Source organism: Psychroserpens mesophilus (assembly GCF_050617655.1).
In the GTDB taxonomy this organism is placed as follows: Bacteria; Bacteroidota; Bacteroidia; order Flavobacteriales; family Flavobacteriaceae; genus Psychroserpens; species Psychroserpens mesophilus_A.
The window spans coordinates 1-233 of record NZ_JBODQC010000535.1 but is presented as its reverse complement, the minus strand read 5'-3'; the positions used below and the strand labels follow the sequence as shown (position 1 = coordinate 233).

General features: G+C 29.2%; 2 protein-coding genes. Both read left to right on the top strand.

Annotated features, from left to right (window positions below; genetic code table 11):
• Window positions 1–66 (top strand): DUF2256 domain-containing protein (locus ACRHNM_RS18310; RefSeq protein ID WP_431138053.1); only part of this gene is annotated, 66 nt, incomplete at its 5' end.
• A partial coding sequence (locus ACRHNM_RS18305; protein ID WP_431138051.1) for a deoxyribodipyrimidine photo-lyase occupies window positions 48–233 on the top strand: 186 nt, incomplete at its 3' end. The genes ACRHNM_RS18310 and ACRHNM_RS18305, both read left to right, overlap by 19 nt.

The window sequence follows — 233 nt, the reverse complement described above, 5'->3', positions numbered from 1 at the left end:
AAAAAATGGGCAAAAGATTGGGACAACGTTAAATATTGTAGCGAAAAATGCAGAAAGACAAAATAGAAAACTTAGTTTGGTTCAGAAATGATCTTAGAACCATAGATAATACCGTATTAAGTGAAGCTACAAATAAAGGTAGTAAAGTTTTTGGTGAGTATTGTTTTGATCCAAAACAGTTTGAAATCGATGCTTTTGGTTTTAAAAAAACAGAAAAATACAGAGCTAAATTT